The organism is Rhizobium herbae (assembly GCF_017873135.1).
GTDB classification, from domain to species: domain Bacteria; phylum Pseudomonadota; class Alphaproteobacteria; order Rhizobiales; family Rhizobiaceae; genus Pararhizobium; species Pararhizobium herbae.
On the sequence record NZ_JAGGJV010000001.1, the window covers coordinates 901,953 to 921,125 of the forward strand.

The window sequence follows — 19,173 nt, forward strand, 5'->3', positions numbered from 1 at the left end:
GCTCACGCCACCTTTGAAAATTTTGCGGTTTTTGGGCTGAAAACCCTGTTATCGAGCAGCTTCGTGCTCCCGAAGCGGATAAAAAGCAACAGAAGAACCGGTTTTTCGCCGATTTCCGTCAATTCATGCAGTGTTTCCGGATCGCGCAGCGCGACCACTTCGGGCTTTGCCAGCGGCTCGGAAGCGATGAAGTCAATGATCGCTTTTTCAAGCTCCACCACATTCGTCAGGCCGCCGGCAATCAAGCGTTCAGCCTCATCGAGCGCCCTGGGCACAATCGCTGCGGCAGCCCGCTCCGCCGGTGTCAGGTAGACGTTGCGCGAGGAACAGGCGAGGCCGTCAGCCTCGCGCACCGTCGCAACGCCGACCACCTCGACCGGCTGCGCCAGATCCCCCACCATGCGGCGGATGATCTGCAATTGCTGGAAGTCCTTCTCGCCGAAATAGGCGCGGTCCGGCTGGACGATATTGAAGAGTTTGGTGACGACGGTGGCGACGCCGGCGAAATGACCGGGACGAACCGAGCCTTCAAGCTCGCTGCCGAGCGTCGGCACGTCGACCACGGTTTGCATAGGATGCGGATACATGTCCGAAACCCCGGGAGCGAAGAGGAAATCGGCCCCGCCTTCGATCAGCATCGCCTGGTCGCGGGCAAGATCGCGCGGATATTTCGTCAGGTCCTCATGGGCGCCGAACTGCAAGGGATTGACGAACAGGCTAACGACGACGATGTCGTTAGCGGCGCGCGCCCGGGCAACCAGTTCCATGTGGCCGACATGCAGGTAACCCATGGTCGGCACCAGGCCGATGGTCTTGCCGGCACGGCGGTATTCGGCCAGACGCGCGCGCAGCTCTGCAATGGTGGTGATCGTTTCCATCTCGGGATCCTCCAATCCGCAAGCTTGCCGCCTTGTCCACGACGGCTGGCCCTGCCGGTTTTTCATGAGAAAGTGTCCGCACGAAACCCGGCGCGGTTTCCTAACGTGTGCGGTGCAAAAAGACAATTCAAGAATCGAAGGCAGGAATTGTCAGTCCGGACATCGGGTTCCGGGCAGGCCGGAACCCGACACCGTCATTTGCCGCGTGTTTCGACCGTCTGTTCAATGGCTCCGAAGATGGAGTGTCCGGTGCGGTCGTTCATCTCGATACGGACCGTGTCACCGACGGACAACGACGAAGTGGCAAGGCATGCGCCGGTGGCGACGATGCTGCCTGCGACCAGCGAGCGGCTCCTGGCCGCAGCCGCAACAACACCGGCGCTGTCCTTCGAGCTGCCTTTGCCACTCTCGAGCGGCTTGCCGTTGCGGCGGACGAGCAGCGAAAGATCCGCCCCCTCGCCCAGTTCGTCGGGTGTCACCGCGACCGGCGAGAAGGATGAACCGGCACCGGTTCCATCCGTTGAAATATCGGCGGCGAGTAGAACGAGCAGGATGGCCTGCTTCGCCTCGTCGGCACCTGCCTGCGCATCGACATCATCGACGATCACGGCAAGCTGGGTGGTCATGGAAATGTCGGAGGCACCGTCCGCGATCAGAACGGGATCACGCGGGCCGGAAAAACCACCCGAGCCGCCGGTCCAGAAGAAGGCGCGCGGCAACGGCGAAGCGGCATCATGCTCGTGAAAACGCATGGTCGGCTGCGAGCCGGTCTCCACGCCAATGGCAACGCGTGCCAGCCGCGGCCCTACATGAGCCCAGTCGTCAAGGGCTGCCTGGAGCGTGCGGGCGATATGCCCGACTTCCGAGCAGCGGGTCAGATCCTTGGAGACCACGACGAGCTTGCCGTCGCGGGTACTGTCTTTGAGAGTAGCCAGTTTCATCTCTTGCGTGTTCCTCGGGTTCTGGTTGACACCGGCAGTTCTTCGACCGCCTGGACCCATAGGACACTATTTGACGGCAGGTGTCGCGCCGAATTTGAAACGGGCGCGCGGAGCGGCGCCGCGATCGGATTTTCGGCATCGATGACGGTCCGACCCTTCCAGCCCGGCTAGCTCTTCAGCGCCTATGGCAGCTTCGACCAGATCGTTGAGTCAGGCAGTGAACCCGGCGGCGTCACCGGCGCAGGCACCCTTGGCTGAGATGTGCGCGATTGAAGCACAATCACGCACGCTTTGCGTGTTCACCCCCTGAAATCCGGTAGAAATTCTTTAGCAGTTGATAACCGATCTTCACTACTCTGAGGCGAAGACTGAGCTGTGCGAGGAGGACAAACGGAACACCACCGGTTGCGCCGGCTCCGCCGTTGAACCCTAACGCCGGGATTTGGAATGGGCATGCACAAAGACGCAGTTGTTGGGGATGAGGATTGCGGCATCGAGCGCGGTCGACTGGAAGCGCTTGCCGGCTTGTGGATCGCCGGCACGGCACCGGAGCCACGGTTCGACGCGATCACGCAGCTTGCCGCCCATTTGTTCGAAACCCCGATGGCTTTCATCACGCTGGTTGAAAAGGATATCCAGCGGTTCAAGGCGGCCCACGGCGTCGATATCTCTGATACCGCCCGTTCCATGTCGGTCTGCACCCATACGATAGAGGGCGCAGACGTCCTCGTTGTTCCGGACATGCGGGAAGACCCCCGCTTTGCCAACAATCCCCTGGTCGTGGCCGCACCTTTCGTCCGCTTTTATGCCGGTGCCCCCTTGACGACCGAAGACGGCTTTCGCATTGGCGCGCTCTGCATCGCCGACACCGTGCCACGCCAATTCGACGAGCGGCAGCAGCGGACGCTGAAGCTGCTCGCATCTCAGGCCATGGAACAGATGCGTTTGCGCCAGAAGGAGATCGTCCGTTCGACGGCGATGAATTTTTCCGACGCCACCGGACTTGCCCTCTTCTCGATCAATGCGGCAGGCCTGATCGAATTCGTCAACCGCGCGGCGCTCTGCCTGTTTGGCTACAGTCACGATGAGATGATCGGCAGGCCGATCGACATCATCATTCCCGACCGGTTTCGCGGTGCGCACCATGCAGGCCTCGCCCGGGTTCTGGCCGGCGGCAGCACCAAACTGATCGGCAAGACCGTCGAGGTCGTGGCGCGCAAGAAAGACCAGACCGAGGTGCCGATCGAGATTTCGCTGTCGATCTGGAACGATGAACGCGGTGTCGGCATGGGCGCCATCATCCGGGACATCTCCGATCGCCGGGACCGGGATGCGCGGCTGCTCAGAATGGCCAACCAGGATACGCTGACGGGCCTCAGCAACCGCCACCGGTTTGAAAACCTTTTGCAGGAAGTGCTGTCGGCGAACCGTGCGGCGACGGTCGCCGTGCTCGATCTCGATGGTTTCAAGGATGTCAACGACAGCCTCGGCCATACCGTCGGCGATGCGCTGCTGCAGGCCGTCGCGGTTCGGCTGCCGTCGGTTCTCGCCGCCGATGTCACCGTTGCCCGTTTCGGAGGCGACGAATTTGCGATCCTGTTGCCCGAAGCCGGGACCCTCGACGAGGCTTTGATATCCGTCGGCGCGGCTCTTTCGGCCTTCGAAGCGCCTTTCGATGTGGGCGGACATGTATTCCAGGTCGCGGCAACCATTGGCTTTGCGCTCGCTCCAGAACATGGCGCGGACGCGGAGGAACTGCTCGCCAGCGCCGATTTCGCGCTCTACCGGGCAAAACAGGCGGGCGGCAGCGCGATGCTGATGTTCGACCCGGAGATGCGAAACGATTCGCTTGCCCGCCGGGCCATCCAGGACGAATTGCTGCGCGCATTGCAAAATGGCGAACTGGTGCTGCATTATCAGCCGCAGGTTTCGCTCGCGGACGGACACGTGTTCGGCATGGAAGCGCTGATCCGCTGGCAGCACCCTCAGCATGGAATGGTATTTCCGGGCGCATTCCTGCCGGCACTGGAATCGAGTTCCCTTGCTTTGCCCGTCGGCTGGTGGGTTTTGAACGAGGCTTGCCGCCAGGCGGCCGAATGGCTGGCGGAAGGCCTTCCCCCGATCAAGGTCAGCGTCAATCTTTTTGCGGCCCAGTACCGCGCCAGCACGCTTGTCCAGCATGTCGTCGACTCACTGGAAAAACACGGGCTTGCCCCTTCCACGCTCGGCCTCGAGGTGACGGAAACCATTGCGCTTCTCGATGACGACCATGCCTTTGCAGCGGTGCGCACCTTGCGCGATCTCGGCGTCGGCATTGCATTTGATGATTTCGGGACCGGTTATGCATCGCTGAGTTCGCTGCAGCGCTTTCCGCTGACGACGCTGAAGATAGACCGGAGTTTCATCAGCGACATGCTGGACAATCCGCATGACGCCGCCATCACCCGGGCGATGCTGACGATGGGCAACGAGCTCGGGCTGGAAACGATCGCCGAAGGCATCGAGACGGAAGAACAGGAAATCGCGCTTCGGCTGCTCGGCTGCAAGGCCGGCCAGGGCTATCGCTACGGCAAGGCGCTGCCCGCAGAGCAAGCCGCGGCGCTTTTGGCCACCGCGGCCGACGATCAACGGGCAAAGCGATCCGCATAGCGACGAGGCGACTGCCTCGGCAACCGGCGGCGTCTACCCACCGATCATGGTAAACCAGCCGTCCTCGTCGGTGGTTTCGACGCCGAGTTCGCGGGCTTTTTCGAGTTTTGAGCCGGCGCCCGGACCGGCAACGAGCAGATCGGTCTTCTTCGACACGGAACCGGCGACCTTCGCCCCCAGCCGTTCGGCCATCGCCTTGGCCTCGTCGCGGGTCATCTTTTCAAGGGAGCCGGTGAAGACGACGGTCTTGCCGGCGACCGGGCTTGAGCTTGCCACCGGCGCTTCGGCATCCTGCGGCGTCACCTGATCGAGGAGGCGCGACACGACATCCATGTTGCGCGGCTCCTTGTAAAACTCGACGATTGCCCGGGCGACGACTTCGCCGATACCATCGATCACGTTGAGATCGCTCCAGGCCTCGGACGTGACGTCGCTGGCAGCCTTCATGGCGTCCGCAAAGGCGGCATAGCTGCCGTAGGAGCGCGCCAGAAGCTTTGCCGTCGTTTCGCCGACATGGCGAATGCCCAGCGCATAAATCAGCCGATGCAGCGCGATCTGCCGGCGATCGTTGATCGCATCATAGAGCTTGCGGACACTGACCTTGCCGAAGCCGTCGATATTTTCGAGCTTGGTCAGGACAGATTCGCTCTGGCGCTTTTCGAGCGTGAAAATATCGGGGGCGGTCTTGATCGACAACGCGGGATCTTCTGCCTCGAAGAAGAAATCGATCTGCTTGGCACCCAGTCCCTCGATATCGAAAGCGTTGCGCGAGACGAAATGCTTGAGATGCTCGACCGCCTGCGCCCGGCAGACGAAACCGCCGGTGCAGCGCGTGACCGAATCGAGCTTGCCGGTCTTCTCATTGCGCTCGCGCACGGCATGGCTGCCGCAGACCGGGCAGACCCTCGGAAACTGATAGCGCTCCGAATTTTCGGGACGCTTTTCCATCACCACATCAAGAACCTGCGGGATGACATCCCCTGCCCGCTGGACAATGACGGTATCGCCAACGCGGATGTCGTGCTCTTCCTCGCGGATGCGTTCACCTCCATTGCCGATGCCCTCGATATAGTCGGCATTGTGCAGTGTCGCATTGGTGACGACGACGCCGCCGACAGTGACCGGCGTCAGCCGCGCGACGGGCGTCAGCGCCCCGGTACGGCCGACCTGGATTTCGATTTTCTCGACGATTGTGAACGCCTGTTCGGCCGGAAACTTGTGCGCCGTCGCCCAGCGCGGCGAGCGTGAGCGGAAGCCGAGGCGTTGCTGCAGGTCCAATCGGTCGACCTTGTAGACGACGCCGTCAATATCGTAGTCGAGGTCGGGGCGTTTGAGGCCGATGTCATTGTAATGATCGAGGATGGCCTCAATCGACGACAGGCGCTGCATCAGCGGGTTGACCGGAAAACCCCAGCGCTTGAACACCTCGACCATGCCGAACTGGGTATCATCGGGCATCTGCGAAATCTCGCCCCAGGCATAGGCGAAGAATTTCAGCTTGCGGCTCGCCGTAATCGCCGGATCGAGCTGGCGCAGCGATCCGGCCGCCGTATTGCGCGGATTGACATAGGTCTGCTTGCCCTCGGCTACCATCTGCTCGTTCAGCGCCAGGAAATCGCTCTTGGCCATATAGACCTCGCCACGCACCTCGACGACGGCCGGGGCGTCCGGCGGGAGGGTCTGCGGGATTTCCCTGATGGTACGGATATTGGCCGTGACGTTTTCGCCCGTCGTGCCGTCGCCGCGCGTCGCGGCGCTGACGAGCTTGCCATTTTCATAGCGCAGGGACATGGAGAGCCCGTCGATCTTCGGCTCGGCGGTAAAGGCGATGGAGTTGTCCGGAAGCAGGCCGAGGAAGCGGTAGACGCTGGAAATGAAATCGCTGACGTCCCCGTCCGAAAAGACGTTGTCGAGCGACAGCATCGGCCGGGCATGAGTGATCTGCTGGAAGATGCCCGACGGCGCCGCGCCGACCTTGCGCGACGGACTGTCGGCGCGGACAAGCTCGGGAAACCGCGCCTCGATCTCCTCATTGCGCCGCTTCAGCGCGTCATAGTCCGCATCCGAAATCTCCGGCGCATCCTTGCCGTGGTAGAGCGCGTCGTGATGCGCGAGTTCACCGGCCAGCCGTTCGAGCTCGGCGGCGGCCTCTTCGAGGGTGAGGGTTTCAACGGCGACGGTTTCGATCGACATGCTGGGAGACTCCACGTTTCGGGAGTCGTTTTAGAGAAATTTCGAAGAATGGGAAGACGCTGCCACACCTCCCCTTGAGGGTGAGGTCGCGCGGAACGCGCGTGTGGGATGATCCATTGGATTTCGCGAAAAGTAACCCCACCCCGGCGCTTTGCGCCGACCCTCCCCCTCAAGGGGAGGGTAAAGGCTACACGTTGCCCGCCAGCAACCGCACCGCCGCCGCCCTCGCCTCGTCGGTCACCGAAGCGCCGGCGAGCATGCGGGCGATTTCCTCGGTGCGGGCTCTGTCGTCCATGCGGGCGACGCGGGTGGCGATGGTTTCGGATTTTTCCGCCGAAGGCCCCTTGGAAATCAGCAGATGCGTTGCAGCGCGCGCCGCCACCTGCGGGGCGTGGGTGACGGAGAGAACCTGGACGGTCTTCGACAGCCGCTTCAGCCGCTGGCCGATGGCATCCGCCACGGCGCCGCCGACGCCGGTATCGATCTCGTCGAAGACAAGGGTCGGCGCCGAGCCGCGATCGGCAAGCGCCACCTTCAGCGCCAGCAGGAAGCGCGAGAGTTCGCCGCCGGATGCTACCTTCATGATCGGGCCGGGCCGCGTGCCCGGATTGGTCTGGACGTGGAATTCGACCACGTCGATGCCCTCGGCAGCGGCGGCATCCGGGTTTGAGGTCACTTCGGCCATGAACCGGGCCCGCTCGAGCTTCAGCGCCGGCAGTTCGGCCATAACAGCCTCGGACAGGGCCGTCGCCGTGTTGTGGCGCTTGGTCGAAAGCGCGGTAGCGGCAACGTCGAACGCGCCCTTGGTCAGGCCCAGTTGCAGCTCCAGCTGCTTCAGCTTCTCCTCGCCGGCATCGAGATCGGCGAGATCGGAAATCATACGGACCGCAAGGGCTGGCAGCGACGTGACCGGCACCGAATATTTGCGGGCGGCGGCCCTCAGCGCAAACAAGCGTTCCTCGACCCGCTCCAGTTCCTTCGGGTCATATTCGGTCTTGCGCAACGCCGCCTCGATCGACATTTGCGCGTCGGAAAGCTGGTTGAGCGCGGCATCGAGAAGCTCCACCGTCTCTTCGAGAAGCCCCGGCGCCTCATGGCTCTTGCGCTCCAGCCGGCGCACCAGCGAGGCGATCAGCGGCACGGGCGAAGCATTGCCGTTGAGAAACTCGCTCGCCTCGTTGATATCGACGGCGATGCGCTCGGCCTTCATCATCCGCGAGCGGCGCTCGGCGAGATCGTCCTCCTCGCCGTCCTGCGGCGACAAGGCTTCCAGTTCCTCCACGGACGAGCGCAGATAATCGGCCTCGCGGGCAGCGGCCTCGACCTTGTCGCGGTGTTTCTTCAGCGTGCGCTCCGCATCCTTCCAGACGCGGTAGAGGCCGGCGACAGCCTGCGCCTCCTCGGCCAGGCCGCCGAAGGCATCGAGAAGCGTGCGATGAGCGTCGGTGTCGACCAGGGCGCGGTCGTCGTGCTGGCCGTGGATCTCGACGAGAAGCTGTCCCGCCTGGCGCATCAGCTGCACGGAAACCGGCTGGTCGTTGACATAGGCCTTGGTCCGCCCGTCGGCCGATTGCACCCGGCGGAAGATCAGATCGCCATCGTCGTCAATGCCGTTTTCGCGGATGATAAGCCGGGCCGGATGGTCCATGCCGACATCGAAGACCGCCGTCACCTGCCCCTTGTCGCCGCCATGGCGAACGAGCGATCCGTCCCCTCGCCCGCCAAGCGCCAGCGACAGGCTATCGAGAAGGATGGATTTTCCAGCCCCGGTTTCCCCGGTCAACACGGAAAGACCGGCATCGAAGGACAGATCAAGCCGTTCGATCAGGACGATATCGCGGATCGAAATCTGTGAGAGCATCCCGGTTCAAATCTCTTCGTCGTGGGTCCTGCCCTAGGCGCCCAAAAGCTGCTTGCCTGCGCGCGAAATCCACGAATTGCCGTTTTCGCGCGGTTCCAGACCACCGGTCTGCAGGAGCTTGTAGCTGTCGGCATACCACTGGCTGTCCGGATAGTTGTGTCCGAGAACTGCCGCCGCCGTCTGCGCTTCGGTGGTGATGCCCATGGCGAAATAGGTCTCGACCAGACGCGACAACGCCTCCTCGACCTGATTTGTATTCGGATAGGATTCGACCACTGTGCGGAAGCGGGTGATCGCGGCCAGGTATTCCTTGCGCTCGAGATAATAGCGGCCGACCTGCATTTCCTTGCCGGCCAACTGGTCCTTGGCATAGCGGATCTTGGCCTGCGCGTCCTCGACATAGTCCGAATCGGGATATTTGGTCACGACCGCCTGCATCGCCTCGATCGTCTTGAAGGCGGGTTTCTGGTCCTGCGTCACCGAGGGGATCTGCTTGGAATAGGCCAGGCCGACGATGTACTGCGCATAGGCCGCGTCTTCGGATTCAGGATAAAGGTTCAGATAACGGCTCGCACCGTTGATGGCGTCCTGATACTGGCCGTTGCGGTAATTGATGAACGACCGCATGACCAGCGCCTTGCGGGCATATTCGGAGAACGGATGCTGCTGGTCGATGGCGTCGAACTTGCGCGCCGCTTCCGTGGTCTTGCCTGCATTCAGGTTGGCAAGGCCCTGATTGTAGAGCACTTCCGGCGGATCCGTTTCGGCGGCCAGCTTGGTGATGTCGATGTCGGGATCGTTCTGGCAGGCGGTTACCAGCACGCTGGTCGCGGAAGCCGCAAGCGCAATGACAGCAACACGTGCCATCTTCTTCAAATCAAACTGGCCTGCAAATACCATTCGTAAATCCCAACTCGCGCGGCAGTAAGAATACCGCCGCCTATGAACCGCGTTTTAGATCAAGATGCAACAAGACCGCAATGTCATGATGATTGATTAACGCAATTTTGTGGCGGCCTTATCATGAAAAAGCCGGTCAAAAGACCGGCTCTTATCAAAGATCGGACCAGATTTTCCCATCTGGGAACAACTGGCTGCGCATTACGGCGCATTGACGGCAATCACTTCGCGCGGCGCCGAACGCTGCCGCTGCGTTGCGGTCTCGACAATTTCGTAGGCCGTCGGATCGCTCATCAGCGCCTTCAGCGCGTTGGCGTTCATCTTGTGGCCACCGCGATAGGAACGGTAGCAGCCGATGAACGGCGCGCCGGCCAGAGCCAGGTCGCCAACGGCGTCCAGCGTCTTGTGACGAACGAATTCGTCCTTGTAGCGCAGGCCTTCCATGTTGATGACCGTGTTGTCGTCGGAAATGACGACCGAGTTTTCGAGCGAGGAGCCAAGTCCGCGGCCGGCAGCCCACATGCGTTCGACATCGCGCATGAAGCCGAAGGTGCGGGCCCGCGACAGTTCCGTCTTGAAAACCGAAGGCGTGATGTCGCCCTTCCAGGCCTGACGGCCGATCAGCGGGCAATCGAAATCGATCTCCACTTCGAAACGCATGCCGTCATAAGGTGTGAATTCCGACCAGGAGGCACCCGATTCGATGCGAACAGGCTTGAGGATGCGGATGTAGCGGCGCTTGACGGCAAGCGCCTTGATGCCCGTCTGCTCGATGGCGTCGATGAACGGAGCCGAGCTGCCATCCATGATCGGCATTTCGGCGCCGTGCACTTCAACCAGAAGATTGTCGAGACCAAGCGCGTAGATCGCCGCCATCACATGCTCGATCGTGGCAATCGAGGTGGCAGGCGAAAAGCCGAGAATGGTGCAGAGATCGGTATTGCCGACCTGTGACGAAACCGCCTTGAATTCGCTGATGGTCTGTTCGCCGACAACACGCTGGAAAACGATGCCGCTATCGGCTTCCGCCGGATGGAACGTGATTGATACCTCGGCGCCAGAATGTACGCCGGTGCCGCTCAGGGTTACAGAATGTGCAATCGTTGTCTGAAACCCTAGCAGTCCAATTCCCAGTCTCATGCTTCTCGCCTTCAAGTGCTACGTGGCGTTGCCGCCGAATTCATTCTGGGACCGAAGCCGCACGTTTTAAAACGCCGCAAGACACTCCATCGGAAAGCAATGCCAAGCATCGCCAACCGGTCCAACATGCAAGCCAGCGAAGTATCGAATCGCAATTCAGCCCCATCAGTCCTGATCGTGAAGATAATTGCAGTGGGCCGTCATTCCAAATCACTGTTTCTTTCGCTTTGTTACGCTGCAGCATAAGGACGATTAGATATTGAAAACAAAAAACAATCCATAAAAAATGCCCGGGTGTGAACCCGGGCATTTCGGCAAGGAGGAAGGTGGGTAGAAAATCAGTTCGACTGACGGCGCAGGAAAGCCGGGATTTCGAGCTGATCGTCTTCATGCGCACGCGGCTGCGATGCAGCGCGGGCACGATCGTCAAGGGCCGCCCGGCGCGGCGCGTAAACGCTGGCCTCGGGAGACAGGGGGCGACGCTGCTGCGAGGCGGCGGCCGGCGCGCCGGCGGTCATGTCCGCGGACACGCTGTGATCCTCCTCGTCGCGGCGGCCGAGCGAATTGGTGATCCGCTTCAACAGACCCATCGGGCCGCGTTCTTCCTGCGGCACCGGCTGCGACCGATGCTCTGCTTCGGCCTTCACCATCGGCGGAAAATCTTCCACTCTCGGCATGCGGACCTGCTCGGCCTGCTGGCGGATCACCGGAGCAACCGGCTCATGGCGAACCGGGGCCTGGGCTGCCGGCTGCGGCTGGTAGGCCACCGTTTCGACGGTTCGCTGAACGGGGGCGGCAGCCTGGGCGACAGGTTGCTCGATCGGTGCTGCGCCGGCGAAAAGCTTGCTCTGCGGGCGAAACTCGTCCTGGGCCTGCTGGACCGGAGCCGTTGCACCGCCACGCGGCATGGACAGGAACAGTTCGCGTTCCAGTTCGGCTGCACGAATGGCTTCGGCAATCGAATCGCTGGTCTGCTGGACCGGCTGGGCGGCAGGCTGCTGCTGAACGACAGGCTGCTGGGCCGCAACAGGTGCCGGCTGCTGCTGAACGGCAACCGTCTGCTGGACCGGAGCGGCCGGGATGGCGATCGATGGGCGGATGATCGGCCTGGCTGCTACCGAACGAAAGTCAGCGGAACGACCGGCCACCTCCGCGGCCGTCCGATCGATACCCGTTGCCACGACCGAAACGCGGATGAGGCCTTCGAGTTCTTCGTCGAACGTTGCGCCGAGGATGATGTTGGCGTCCGGATCCACTTCTTCGCGGATGCGGGTTGCCGCTTCGTCGACTTCGAACAGGGTGAGGTCACGGCCGCCGGTGATCGAGATCAGCAGGCCTTGGGCGCCCTTCATCGAGGTTTCGTCGAGCAGCGGGTTGGCAATCGCGGCTTCGGCTGCGGCCATTGCGCGGCCTTCGCCGGATGCTTCGCCGGTGCCCATCATGGCGCGGCCCATTTCGCGCATCACGGAGCGAACGTCCGCGAAGTCGAGGTTGATCAGGCCTTCCTTGACCATCAGGTCGGTAATGCAGGCAACACCGGAATAGAGAACCTGGTCGGCCATCGCAAACGCATCGGCAAACGTGGTTTTGTCATTGGCGATCCGGAACAGGTTCTGGTTCGGAATGACGATAAGGGTGTCGACCGACTTCTGCAGTTCCTGGATGCCCATGTCGGCGAGACGCATGCGGCGCTGGCCTTCGAAGTGGAACGGCTTGGTGACTACGCCGACCGTCAGGATGCCCTTGTTGCGGGCAGCCTGTGCGACGACCGGAGCAGCACCGGTACCGGTACCGCCACCCATGCCGGCGGTCACGAAGCACATATGCGTGCCGTTCAGGTGATCGATGATCTCATCGATGCATTCTTCGGCAGCCGCGCGGCCGACTTCCGGTTGCGAGCCGGCACCGAGGCCTTCGGTCACAGCAACACCCATCTGGATGATGCGGTCGGCCTTGGTCATGGTCAGCGCCTGGGCATCGGTGTTGGCGACGACGAAATCGACGCCTTCGAGACCCGCGGTGATCATGTTGTTGACAGCGTTGCCGCCGCCGCCGCCGACACCGAACACGGTGATGCGGGGCTTCAGCTCGGTGATATCCGGCTTTTGCAAGTTGATCGTCATTGTACCCGTTCCTTCCTGGTTTCTGGCCGCCTTGCCGAGCCGGCCAAATCACTAAATTCCGTATGCATCCCGTCGGCCGCGGCCGAAAGGCTCAAAAGCTTTCCTTCAGCCATTGGCCCATGCGGACGATACGGCTGTTGTTTCCTGCAAGCGACGAGAGCAGACCGCCCTGCGCCGCGTGTGTTTCCATGTCCGCGACCTGCGGATAGATCATCAGGCCGACGGCCGTCGAAAAGGCCGGGCCCTTGGCCGCTGCCGGCAGTCCGGAGACGCCGAGCGGACGGCCGATGCGGACATTGCGGGCGAGAATCCGCCGTGCCGATTCCGGCAGACCGGTCAGCTGGGCGGCACCGCCGGTCAAGACGACCCGCTTGCCGACGATCGGCGAAAAGCCCGAGCGCTGGATCCGGTCGCGAATGAGTTCGAGCGTTTCCTCGATGCGAGCCCGCACGATGCGCGAGACAAGAGCACGTGGCACATGCGTCGGCTGGTCGCGGTCGTCCTCGCCGATCGGTGGGACGGAGACGATGTCGCGCTCGTCGGCGCTGTTGGGCAGAGCCGAGCCGTGAACCACCTTCAGGCGCTCCGCATCCTCGATGCGCGTCGAGAGGCCGCGCGCCAGATCGGTGGTGACGTGATGGCCGCCAAGGCTGATCGCATCGGCATGAACCAGCTTGCCTTCGGCAAAGACCGAGATCGTCGTGGTGCCGCCGCCCATGTCGATGGCCGCGCAGCCAAGTTCGACTTCGTCATCGACCAGAGCCGCGAGACCGCTTGCATAGGGCGTAGCGACAATGCCTTCGACCGACAGATGGGCGCGGTTGATGCAGAGTTCGAGGTTCTTCAGCGCGGCGCGCTCGGCCGTCAGCACGTGCATGTCGACACCAAGCGAATCGCCGAACATCGCCAAGGGATCGCGGATGCCGCGCTCGCCGTCGAGCGAGAAGCCCGTCGGCAGCGAATGCAGGATGACGCGGTCCTGGCGCAGCGACTGCTGGCCGGCAGCGGCGAGAACCTTCTTGAGATCCGCAGCGTCCACTTCCTGGCCGCCGAGATCAATGGAGGCAGTGTAGATATCGCTCTGCAACCGGCCGGCGGAGATGTTGACGATCAGGCTGTCGATCGTCAGCCCCGCCATGCGCTCGGCAGCATCGACCGCGAGACGGACAACGCTTTCGGCGGCATCCAGATCGGCGATCACGCCATTCTTCATGCCGCGCGACTTGTGATGGCCGATACCGATGATCTCGATCGAATGGGTGCGGCCCGGCAGGATCTGGCTTTCGGCCTTCGGCGTCAGCCGGCCGATCATGCAGACCACCTTGGTCGAGCCGATGTCGAGTACCGAAACGACATGAGACCGCTTGGAAGAAAGCGGCTTCAAACGCGGCAGGCCAAAATGCGAGGAACCGAAAATGCTCATATCTGGCTATCCTGTTCCTGCTTCTTCAATTGCTTCGAGCGGGCATCCACCACGACCTGGCGCCGGGCGGCGGCTTCCGGGGTCAGCTGGATCGTTGTGCGGTCCTCGAGCCGCAGGTCGACCGCGGCAATGTCGCGCTCCAAAAGCTGCTGCCCCTCTTCCATCGTCGAGAGCACCTGCATGGCGCGATCCAGATCGTGCTCAGGCAGCTTGATGGTGATGCCATTGTCGAGCATCAGGTCCCAGCGACGGCCGGCAACGCGCACATAGGCCTTCACGCGCTTGCTGATTTCCGGCCACTGGGAGAACCGCTCGTAGAATGCGGCGGCAGCCGTTTCCGCGTCGCGACCGACGAACAGCGGCAGTTCCGAGAACTTGTTGTCGCGCAACGGCGCAATCACGCTGCCGCTTGCCTCGATCAGCGAGAGATCTGTACCATGCTGCCAGATGCCGAACGCCTTGCGCTCCTTGAGGTTCACCTCGATCGTGCCGGGATAGACCTTGCGCACCGCAACGTCCTCGACCCAGGGCATTTCGCTGATCAGCTTGCGCGCCACACCAATATCGAGGGCGACGAGCGAGGTGGCACCATCAAGGCCCAGTTGCTGCAGGATATCGATTTCGGAGGTCTGATCGTTGCCCGAGACCTTGACGTCTTCGATCGCGAAACCGACCGCCGTTGTTGTCGTCTGCGCAAAGTCCTGGCTGTGCCCGCCGAGCGACATGCCGTAAAAGCCGGTGGCCGCGAAAAAGGCGACTGCCGACACGGTACCGGTATGCGGCGCAAAGTGGAAACGGCCGGTTCCGAGACTGACAAGGAACCGCACGGCACGGCGCAACGGCCGCGGCAAAACGCGCTGACCATCGAGATCAGCCGCCTCCAGCGGAGCACGCGACCTTCCTGCCTTCCTGCCTCTCAACGCAAACACGACGCGTCCTCCACGATCCACTTGAGGAATTCACCAAACGTATGGCCGGCATGTACGGCCATTTCGGGCACCAGAGAGGTTGGAGTCATTCCGGGCTGAGTGTTGACCTCCAGCCAGATGAGCTCTCCGTCTTCAGAGAAACGGTCGTCAAAGCGGAAGTCGGAGCGGCTTACGCCGCGGCATCCAATCGCCTGATGCGCCATGACTGAGAGTGTTTGTATTTTTTGGTAAATATTCGGTAAAATATCCGCCGGAATGACGTGTTTTGAGCCGCCTTTTACATACTTTGAATCGTAATCGTAGAAGGCGTGTCCCTGGGGTATCACTTCGGTGACGCCAAGCGCCGTGTCGCCCATCACCCCGCAGGTGAATTCGCGCCCATAGACGTAGCGCTCGACCATCACCCGATCACCGTAGCGCCATTCGCTGGAGGTGACGATCTGCGGCGGATGCGATTGATCTTCCTTGACCATCACCACGCCGAAACTGGAGCCTTCACGCACCGGCTTGACCACATAGGGCGGCTTCATCGGGTGATCGGAACCGAAATCGTGACGATCCATGACGCGCGCCTCGGCAACGGGAACGCCGGCAGCACTCGCGACAAGCTTTGCCTGCGCCTTGTCCATGGCGAGCGCCGAGGCCAGTACACCGGAATGGGTGTAGGGAATTTCGAGATACTCGAGGATACCCTGGATGGTGCCGTCTTCGCCGAACGGGCCGTGCAGAGCATTGAAGACGACGTCGGGGCGCAGTTCCGCCAGCACGGACGCGACGTTGCGATCGACGTCGATACGGGTGACGCGGTAGCCCTCGCCTTCGAGGGTATCGGCGCACGCAGTCCCGGACGACAGGCTGACAGGCCGCTCCGAGGAAAATCCGCCCATCAGGACAGCCACATGCTTACCGCTCATAAAAACCCCCGACATTACGCCAGTCTTACAAATTTCCGCTTGCGCCTAGCTTGTTCACCCACACGAGTCGCAACCATCAGGCACAGGCCCACTAGAACGGCATTATGGTTAACGAACGGTTTACTTTGGTTAACCCTACCCAAGACATCGATGAAATATTTCATGGAGAATCAAGCAAGAGCTTTGATTCATCGCTTAGAATCAGAGTGTTAATCGTAGCGCAAGAGAAAAGCCGAGGACCGCTGCGGATGAAATGGAAAGGCCCCGCAGCTTTCGCGCGGGGCCTTTCTTCAATCGGGTTGCCGTCGAATGAAGATGTCTCAGTCGTCTTCGCCGACAACCTTCCAGACAATGCCGCCAAGCACGGCACCAACGATCGGTGCCAGCCAGAACAGCCACAGCTGCTGCAAGGCCCAGCCGCCGACAAACAGCGCCTGACCTGTCGAACGGGCCGGATTGACCGACGTATTGGTCACCGGGATCGAGATCAGATGGATCAGCGTCAGGGCGAGGCCGATCGCGATCGGGGCAAAGCCGGCCGGCACGCGCCCGCTTGTCGCGCCGAGGATGATGAAGATGAAGAACCCGGTCAAAAGCACCTCGATGACCAGTGCCGAGGTCAGCGAATAGCCGCCCGGCGAATGTTCACCATAGCCGTTGGCGGCAAAGCCGCCGAGCTGGAAATCAGCCTTGCCGCTGGCGACCAGATAGAGCGCCGCCGCGGCGACGATCGCGCCCGCCACCTGCGCAATGATATAGCCGACAAGCGAGGAGGCCGGAAACTTGCCTGCAACCGTGAGGCCGACCGACACAGCCGGATTGAAGTGTCCACCCGAGATGCCGCCGACCGCATAGGCCATCGTCAGCACGGTCAGACCGAAGGCAAACGATACACCGAGCAGGCCGATACCGACCTCCGGAAAGGCCGCTGCCAGCACCGCGCTGCCGCAGCCGCCGAAAACGAGCCAGAATGTTCCCAAAAATTCCGCAGAAAGCTTCTTGAACATGATTTCCCCTTCAACCGGAGCAAAATGCTCCAAAGGGCCTCGATGCGCACTGGACGCACTCGTTTTTCAGGCCCCCTGAATCGAGCGCGTGCACACTTAGGCCAGTTTTGCGACGGTACGCTCCCGAACGCACAACCTAAGATTTGCGACAATTCGATTCTGGTCAAGGATTGTGCACGAAGAGCACCGCCAGAGAGGCATTTTTGATCAGTCCGGTGAAAAGCAAGGCGGCCCGACAGTGGCTTCGACGATACTTTTGCGACGAATGCGTCCCGAAATCTTGCCAATAGTTGCGTTTGAAGGGTTTTACTGCCGGTGCGTCTGCGTTAAGAGCCGGGCAGCTGCCTCCCAAGACGGCATTCACATTCCCAATACGGACATAATGACAATGAGTGACACAGTATCCACGTTGTCGCCGACGGCAAAGCCGTTGAACAAGGGCCTGCTCAATTCGCCTGCCCGCGTTCTGCTCGCGAGCCTGGTCGGCACAACCATCGAATTCTTCGACTTCTATGTTTACGCCACAGCCGCCGTGCTGGTCTTTCCGGCTCTGTTCTTCCCGAACACCGATCCGACCACGGCACTGCTTGCTTCCTTCGCGACCTTCTCGATCGCCTTTTTCGCTCGCCCTTTGGGTGCGGTGGTCTTCGGCCATTTCGGCGACCGGGTCGGGCGCAAGACGACGCTGGTGGCGGCACTGCTCACCATGGGAATCTCGACAGTCATCATCGGCCTGCTCCCCACGTATGAGCAGATCGGCGTGATCGCGCCGCTTCTGCTGGCGCTGTGCCGCTTCGGCCAGGGTTTTGGTCTCGGCGGCGAATGGGGCGGTGCCGTCCTGCTCGCCACGGAAAACGCGCCGGAAGGCAAGCGCAGCTGGTACGGCATGTTCCCGCAGCTCGGCGCGCCCGTCGGCCTGTTCCTGTCCTCCGGCGTCTTCTGGCTGCTGCTGCATGTCATCTCGCAGGAAGCCCTGCTCTCCTGGGGCTGGCGCGTGCCCTTCATCGCCTCGATCATCCTGATCGCCGTCGGTCTCTGGGTCCGTCTCTCGATCACCGAAACACCCGCCTTCCAGAAGGCCATCGACAGCCAAGAACGCGTCGAAGTGCCTGTCATGGAACTGTTCCGCAACCACAAGCGCAGCCTGGTGCTCGGCACCTTTGTGGCGTTGGCGACCTTCGTGCTGTTCTACATCGGCTCGGCCTACCTGCTCTCCTACAACGTCAAGGTGCTGAAGATCCCCTTCATCGACGCGCTGGAAATCCAGATCGTCGGCTCCGTTCTGTTCGGCCTCTTCATCCCGATCGCCGGCAAGCTTGCCGAACGCTTCGGCCGCCGCGAGGTACTGATTGCCACGACCGTACTGATCGGCATCTTCTCGTTCTTCCTGCCCGGCCTGATGACATCGGGTGAAGGCTCGATCTTCATCTTCGTGATCTTCGCGATGGCACTGATGGGCATGACCTACGGGCTGATCGGCACGGCGCTCGCCGCTCCCTTCCCGACCAACGTGCGCTATACAGGCTCGTCGATCACCTTCAACTTCGCAGGCATCTTCGGCGCCTCGCTGGCGCCCTATATCGCGACATGGCTGCAGGCGAACTACGGCATGACCTATGTCGGCTACTATCTCGGCGTCGCCGCCCTGATCACGCTGGCCTGCATCCTGCTTTCGGGCAAGGACGAAGTCTGAGCTTCAGCAGGCGTCAAGCACCAAAAAGCCGCCGCGGATCACTCTGCGGCGGCTTTTTCAATGCTCGATGGCATCATAGCAAAGAGACGATGGCGATTAGTGTTCGGCAGCGGCGGCTTTCTGCTTCATTGCAATACGGTTTCTGACAGTCTCCGGCGTCATATCGTATCCCGTCGCGCGATCGCCCGACCAATTGATACCAACGAAAAGACCATCTCTTTCAAGTCCCGGAAGCCAGCGGTCCACGAACTCCGACAACTCAAGCCGAGAGGTTTGAAAGCCACCATATGCGGAAACGTTGTCGATGACCTTCTGAGCCCGGCTATCCGAAGACCAGAATGGCATTGCCGTCTCGCCAAACGGACTTGTCGAGGTCGGGAAACCACCGTCGTCTCGTATGGACCAAACCGTGCCATGTGCGATGGTTTCATCAAAGAATCTCGCGGTGTGTGCAGCTGTTACGCTCATAGCCTCATCACAATGTTGTCAGCAAACGCCGGCAACTGAAATCCCGCTGATCGT

14 protein-coding genes are annotated in these 19,173 nt (G+C 61.5%); 2 read left to right on the forward strand and 12 right to left on the reverse strand.

Features of this window, described 5'->3' with window-relative positions; all coding sequences use genetic code 11:
- Positions 1 to 2 precede the first annotated feature (2 nt).
- Positions 3 to 878 (reverse strand): pantoate--beta-alanine ligase, encoded by an 876-nt coding sequence (gene panC / locus J2Z75_RS04485; RefSeq protein ID WP_209848211.1) that lies wholly within the window; start codon positions 876 to 878, stop codon positions 3 to 5.
- A gap of 194 nt (positions 879 to 1,072) precedes the next feature.
- Positions 1,073 to 1,819 (reverse strand): fumarylacetoacetate hydrolase family protein, encoded by a 747-nt coding sequence (locus J2Z75_RS04490; RefSeq protein ID WP_209848226.1) that lies wholly within the window; start codon positions 1,817 to 1,819, stop codon positions 1,073 to 1,075.
- Positions 1,820 to 2,272: 453 nt separating this feature from the next.
- On the opposite strand from J2Z75_RS04490, the gene J2Z75_RS04495 reads away from it, so the two are divergent.
- A complete protein-coding gene (locus J2Z75_RS04495) occupies positions 2,273 to 4,468 on the forward strand; it encodes a putative bifunctional diguanylate cyclase/phosphodiesterase (protein ID WP_209848229.1) in 2,196 nt (731 codons plus the stop codon).
- Between the two features lie 33 nt (positions 4,469 to 4,501).
- Here the strand turns inward: J2Z75_RS04495 and ligA are convergent, their stop codons facing one another.
- The 9 genes from ligA to aqpZ all read right to left on the reverse strand — a co-directional run bounded on the left by ligA (position 4,502) and on the right by aqpZ (position 16,958).
- Positions 4,502 to 6,661 carry an NAD-dependent DNA ligase LigA gene (gene ligA, locus J2Z75_RS04500; protein WP_209848230.1) on the reverse strand — a complete coding sequence of 720 codons (2,160 nt, stop codon included), beginning with the start codon at positions 6,659 to 6,661 and terminating at the stop codon, positions 4,502 to 4,504.
- Positions 6,662 to 6,848: 187 nt separating this feature from the next.
- Positions 6,849 to 8,522 carry a DNA repair protein RecN gene (gene recN, locus J2Z75_RS04505; protein ID WP_209848232.1) on the reverse strand — a complete coding sequence of 558 codons (1,674 nt, stop codon included), beginning with the start codon at positions 8,520 to 8,522 and terminating at the stop codon, positions 6,849 to 6,851.
- Between the two features lie 33 nt (positions 8,523 to 8,555).
- Complete coding sequence (locus J2Z75_RS04510) at positions 8,556 to 9,389, reverse strand: outer membrane protein assembly factor BamD (protein ID WP_209848820.1); 834 nt, start codon at positions 9,387 to 9,389, stop codon at positions 8,556 to 8,558.
- Between the two features lie 234 nt (positions 9,390 to 9,623).
- Positions 9,624 to 10,556 (reverse strand): UDP-3-O-acyl-N-acetylglucosamine deacetylase, encoded by a 933-nt coding sequence (gene lpxC, locus J2Z75_RS04515; protein ID WP_209848823.1) that lies wholly within the window; start codon positions 10,554 to 10,556, stop codon positions 9,624 to 9,626.
- Between the two features lie 344 nt (positions 10,557 to 10,900).
- The gene (gene ftsZ, locus J2Z75_RS04520; RefSeq protein WP_209848238.1) at positions 10,901 to 12,685 is read right to left on the reverse strand and encodes a cell division protein FtsZ; all 1,785 of its coding nucleotides are present in this window, start codon (positions 12,683 to 12,685) and stop codon (positions 10,901 to 10,903) included.
- Positions 12,686 to 12,776: 91 nt separating this feature from the next.
- The gene (gene ftsA / locus J2Z75_RS04525; RefSeq protein WP_209848240.1) at positions 12,777 to 14,108 is read right to left on the reverse strand and encodes a cell division protein FtsA; all 1,332 of its coding nucleotides are present in this window, start codon (positions 14,106 to 14,108) and stop codon (positions 12,777 to 12,779) included.
- Positions 14,105 to 15,037 (reverse strand): cell division protein FtsQ/DivIB, encoded by a 933-nt coding sequence (locus J2Z75_RS04530; protein ID WP_209848243.1) that lies wholly within the window; start codon positions 15,035 to 15,037, stop codon positions 14,105 to 14,107. The genes ftsA and J2Z75_RS04530 overlap by 4 nt, the downstream gene beginning before the upstream one ends.
- Positions 15,025 to 15,951, reverse strand: coding sequence for a D-alanine--D-alanine ligase (locus J2Z75_RS04535; protein ID WP_209848245.1), 927 nt, complete (start codon positions 15,949 to 15,951; stop codon positions 15,025 to 15,027). Before J2Z75_RS04535 ends, J2Z75_RS04530 begins: the two co-directional genes overlap by 13 nt.
- Before the next feature lie 320 nt (positions 15,952 to 16,271).
- Positions 16,272 to 16,958, reverse strand: a complete 687-nt coding sequence (gene aqpZ, locus J2Z75_RS04540; RefSeq protein WP_209848248.1) for an aquaporin Z — start codon at positions 16,956 to 16,958, stop codon at positions 16,272 to 16,274.
- A 388-nt stretch (positions 16,959 to 17,346) separates the two neighbouring features.
- Between aqpZ and J2Z75_RS04545 the strand changes: the two genes are divergently transcribed.
- Complete coding sequence (locus J2Z75_RS04545; RefSeq protein WP_209848250.1) at positions 17,347 to 18,651, forward strand: MFS transporter; 1,305 nt, start codon at positions 17,347 to 17,349, stop codon at positions 18,649 to 18,651.
- Positions 18,652 to 18,747: 96 nt separating this feature from the next.
- Here the strand turns inward: J2Z75_RS04545 and J2Z75_RS04550 are convergent, their stop codons facing one another.
- Positions 18,748 to 19,119, reverse strand: a complete 372-nt coding sequence (locus J2Z75_RS04550) for a DUF2750 domain-containing protein (protein ID WP_209848253.1) — start codon at positions 19,117 to 19,119, stop codon at positions 18,748 to 18,750.
- Between the last annotated feature and the right edge of the window lie 54 nt (positions 19,120 to 19,173).